The 4486-nt window shown below is 45.2% G+C and carries 3 protein-coding genes and 1 pseudogene; 2 read left to right on the top strand and 2 right to left on the bottom strand.

What is annotated here, in order from left to right; genetic code table 11:
* Positions 1–212: 212 nt before the first annotated feature.
* Positions 213–1268 carry a protein adenylyltransferase Fic gene (gene fic / locus C7B77_RS24700; RefSeq protein ID WP_425430846.1) on the bottom strand — a complete coding sequence of 352 codons (1056 nt, stop codon included), beginning with the start codon at positions 1266–1268 and terminating at the stop codon, positions 213–215.
* Between the two features lie 252 nt (positions 1269–1520).
* Here fic and C7B77_RS24695 point away from each other — a divergent pair, with 252 nt between their 5' ends.
* Both C7B77_RS24695 and C7B77_RS24690 read left to right on the top strand, forming a co-directional pair.
* The gene (locus C7B77_RS24695; RefSeq protein ID WP_146138500.1) at positions 1521–2237 is read left to right on the top strand and encodes a hypothetical protein; all 717 of its coding nucleotides are present in this window, start codon (positions 1521–1523) and stop codon (positions 2235–2237) included.
* Positions 2230–3159, top strand: coding sequence for a HipA domain-containing protein (locus C7B77_RS24690; RefSeq protein ID WP_106311175.1), 930 nt, complete (start codon positions 2230–2232; stop codon positions 3157–3159). The genes C7B77_RS24695 and C7B77_RS24690 overlap by 8 nt, the downstream gene beginning before the upstream one ends.
* A gap of 851 nt (positions 3160–4010) precedes the next feature.
* On the opposite strand, the pseudogene C7B77_RS24680 reads toward C7B77_RS24690, so the two are convergent.
* Positions 4011–4274, bottom strand: a pseudogene (locus C7B77_RS24680) (ion channel); the annotation flags it as partial.
* Positions 4275–4486 lie beyond the last annotated feature (212 nt).

Below are 4486 nucleotides of genomic sequence, written 5' to 3'. Positions count from 1 at the left end.
TCGATAACTTCAGAAATAGATGCCTGCTTAATTGGCATTACAATTATTAGTTTTGCATACTAAGTAATGAAGAGCCGAATTAAAAAATAACAAACCTCCATTATAAATATTTCGATCGATCGAAGCTCAACTTCAGAAAATAGGAAACTCCAACAACTTACCCCCGCAGTTTGAAGGTGGAAGGTTCTGTCTCGATCGATTAAATTTATCTCTTAATAGGAAATTACAGTGTGGTTTTCTGCTGTGAGTAATTGCAAAAAACGGGGATGGATGAATAGTTTTTCACGTCCAACTTTAGTTTCTTTCAACACCCCAATTTCACAGAGTTCTTTGAGATAATTTGCCGCAGTTTGGCGGTGAGCGATATTTGCATCAACTACATTGGCAATCCGGCAATAAGGTTGGACAAAAATCAGATCGAGCAGATCGCGAACGCGAAGCGCGCCACCAAGGCGGTCGTAAACTTTGGGTCGGGTTTCTTTGACATATTCCGTGGTAATTTCCATTAACTGGCGAATTGCCCGAATCTTTTGAGTCGTCCACTGTGCTGTTTCCCGAATGGCATCAAGCATAAACAGAATCCAACTTTCCCAATCGCCCTCTGTGGCAATCCGATTCAAATAATCATAGTAATCTTGCTTGTGCTGAATAATATATCGACTGAGATACAACACCGGAATCTCTAACAAACCCAAATCTACCAAAAACAGAATATTCAGAATCCGCCCCGTCCGTCCATTACCATCTGTAAACGGATGAATTGCTTCAAACTGGTAGTGCATCACGGCTAGTCTTACCAACGGATCGAACTCGATCGCCTCATGAATAAACTTTTCCCAGTTAGTCAATTTTTCATGCAGGATGGTTTCTCCTGAAGGTGGTGTATAAATCACCCGCCCACTATTGGCTTCAATCAGTGTGGTACCAGGAACCCGCCGAATCTCCATATCTACTCCCTTGATGGTCGAGCAGACTTCGATCGCTGTCTGTTTGGTTAACGGACGGGTACTGAGTGATTCAAAGCCGGAGTATAAGGCATTGCCGTAGCGCAATGCTTCTTTAGTGGCAGCATCGATTTGAGCATCTGGTGAATTGATAAACTGGAACAATCGATCGGCTGTAGTGACAATATTCTCGATCTCAGAACTGGCTTGGGCTTCAAGTACGGGGATAGTGTTAATTAACATTGCCTGATTAGGAATCAACTCACCACACTGTTTTAGCTCCGCTACCGCCGCACGAGCTTCGATACAAGCTTTTAAGACTATTTTTGTCTATTGAAAAGCGCGGCAATAGCCTACTCATTAAGTTTTCGCACGATGGCAAGCCCCATAGCTTCAGATCCTCCAGTTCCACGCGGGATAATAATTTGGAGAACTGGGCTTTCGCCTTATAGATGGCAAACGTATTCATCTCGATCGCCAGAAATTAGATTTCCAACTTATTGGAGAACAAAAATACTAATATTTGCTAAAAGACATAGACCCCGCGATCTTGAGGATCTGCTCGATCTTGTTAAGATGAAGATGTTAGCCTTACCCAGCACCGAAGAAGCGATGAAACCAGTAATTGGCGTTTATTTAGGTTGGATTCCACCCGACGAGAAAGTCTGGGAACCGCTGTATCGCACCGTCCGCACCAATGACGGGTACAAAACCGAACCAACCCAACTATTAGCACCAACGATCGCTAGATATCCAGGTTTGAAAGAAGTACTCGCACCCGCCCGTAAATTGTCAGATTTACCCTATACGCTCAGGAAGAGAACTCCTCTAATCAGACCCGACTACGAGCGTAATGCCAGAACCCTCAATCTACAATATCCGATCGTCGATCTATTTGAGTACATCGGTCGAACTGGCGGGCAATTTTCCGGCGATCCTTTCACTGTCTGCCCGATCGTCGAACCAGATGAAGATGGTCAGTATACTTATGAATTTGGATTGTGGAAAGTAGATAATGAAGTCGCTAATAACCTAAATTCATCCACGCAATTTAAAGCAATTGCCAATCCTCCAGAAGCACCGATCGTCACTGCACAAGAGCGAAGATTGGGAGAATTCTCACCGCACTTTAGCCGATTGGAAAATACAATTTCTAACATCAACCTCGTCAACATTGGCGAGAAAGATTGCTCTGGCGGTGGACAAATTATCATCTCATTCGATACCTCAACCAACTTGTACGAGACACCCAGCTTTGCTCTGGCAAGTCAAGAGGTAGCGATGAGTGTCTAAATTTCCTGTCGTTCAGATTCCAGTACCTAGCGATCGAGATTTTGAAATTCATCCTGAAGGCGCGATCGCTAAATATTGGCAGGATCTGCCCAGCCTGGGTAGATCCCTAGTCAAAGCCGATCTCAGAGGCGCATGGGTCGAAAAAGTCACGGCAACCCTAGCCGAACGCATCGGTTTGCCCGTGGCTGGTTGCGAACTGGTAGAGCGAGCGGACGGCCTAAAAATGCTTGCTAGTCCTAACTTTCTAGCAACTGGAGCAATCGAACGCGCGGGTGAAAGTTTACTCGAAGACAGATACGGTATAAATTACCCGTACACAGTCGATACAATCTTATCGACGATTGCGGCAGAAAATGTCATCCGACCGAATAATTGGAATGCACCAAAACCAATCGCTACAGCCAGCGACCTAGTTACTGGGTATCTTATCTTTGATAGTTGGATCGGCAACATAGATCGCCACTCCAAAAACTGGGGAATCCAGCAGTTTCTCGATGGTAGAAAAGAGTTATTGCCTACTTACGACCACGGTTTGAGCTTAGGGGTGAGGATGCCCGAAGATAAATTACCGATCGATCTGACCGATTTCTCTGGCGATTGCCGCTCGTCGATTCAAAGTGAAATTGGTGGTACTTTAACCATGAATGGTTTGACCGATCGCTTACTAGAACTGAGACCTGAAGCAGCAAGATTTTGGATCGATCGCATTAAGAGAATCGAGCGCGACTCAATTGAAGCAACTTTCGATCGATTACCTGAAGGTTGGACGAGCGATATGCGCCTTAAATTTACCATCGACCTAGTTGTAGCTAGTCGCGATCGATTGATAAAACTCGCCAGCGAGCGATCCTCAACAACAGGTAAGATTAACACCGATCCTGAAGAACTAGGTCGTCTGTCTCCAGGTAGGCAATCGAGTTAATTTATCGGATTAGCAATAATTTAGGAGAGAGCTTATGAGTACCATCGAACTCGATAAAGATAATTGGATTTATCTTTATGGTTCCGATTAAGCGCAAAGACATCGACGCATATATCGATCGCCTGTAGGAGAACGATCCCAAATAGCGGAAAAATAACAATTTGCACCCATAACTGCCATAACAGCTCAACCAGCATTAAAATGTAAACACACAAATTTTTTACTTATATACCCATCGTCCCATAGCGTTTTAAAAGTGTACTGGTGAAGGCTGAAAATGGGGTACTGCCCCACGTTTCGCCCCACATCACAGATGAGACAAGCTAAAACCTTCTCTGTGTCAGACTTCCAAAAAATGACTTGCATCGTTGACATCGATGAGGTCCGCCGTTCGAGTCGGCGTACGTCCACTGGTTGAAAGGTAAGCACAGAGTAAGGCTTTTAGGACTCAAACACATCCTAAGAGCCGAATTTTTGCGTATATGTACCTGAAAATAGGGTGCTGTTTTGGTGGGTTTGGCTGGTATGTCACCCAACTTTTTTATGTACATCGAACCAAGGGGAAAGTCCATCATCATTCGCTGGAAAGTAGACTGCAAAGCGGATCGCATCAGTCTGAAGGATCGCAATAACCCGATCTGTTATCCGCTGGCTGAGTCACTACTCAAACGTATCGAGTCAGATATTCGCTCGAACAACTTCGATACCACTTTAGCCAAGTACTGCACTCGCAAAGCCAAGAAAGCGGCTGCACTTAAATCTATTACCGTCAGCAAGCTATTCGATCGTTATGCCGCCGATCGACTGGAGAATTTTGAGCTTTCCCATAGCTCGACAGTCAGGTTTAAGGGCATCTCATCCCGCAGTAAAAACACTTTGAGTTGTGCTTCTAGAATTTGATTGCTGCGCTGATTTGCCATCCGAAAACTTAAAGTGGGCACCGATTCATGTGGCGAGATCGTGGCAACATCGCTAAATGCCACGCGCGCGGTGGGGTTGGAAAATCGCGCGAAGGCTAACCCAGTTAACATCGCGATGCCAATTAAGCTCAACATCGACTCGATCGTCACAGTCCAATTGGCATAAACTGTCTTGGGAAACATGGCACCATAACCATTCAGCTTCGCGTCTCCAAACAGAGCCGTAGCCGATCGATCGCCAACTATCGCCGCCGATCGAATAATCGAGTGTGCTGGAGTTTAAACGGTGGATGTGGCGAGCAAAGTCGAGTGAGTATTGCTGGCTTTAATTAGGGGTTGCGGAATAAAGGCTAAAATCCAGGTTGGAAAGCAGTTACAGCTACTAATTCAGCTACTCAGAGCCAAGG

This window comes from Chamaesiphon polymorphus CCALA 037, from assembly GCF_003003845.1.
In the GTDB taxonomy this organism is placed as follows: domain Bacteria; phylum Cyanobacteriota; class Cyanobacteriia; order Cyanobacteriales; family Chamaesiphonaceae; genus Chamaesiphon; species Chamaesiphon polymorphus.
Note: the sequence above shows the minus strand (reverse complement) of the source record. Positions and strands in the feature narration are given on the sequence as shown.

Excerpts from the sequence above, each read along its gene's own strand:
- C7B77_RS24695 (WP_146138500.1), top strand. The coding sequence starts at position 1,521 with ATGAAGATGTTAGCCTTACCCAGCACCGAAGAAGCGATGAAACCAGTA.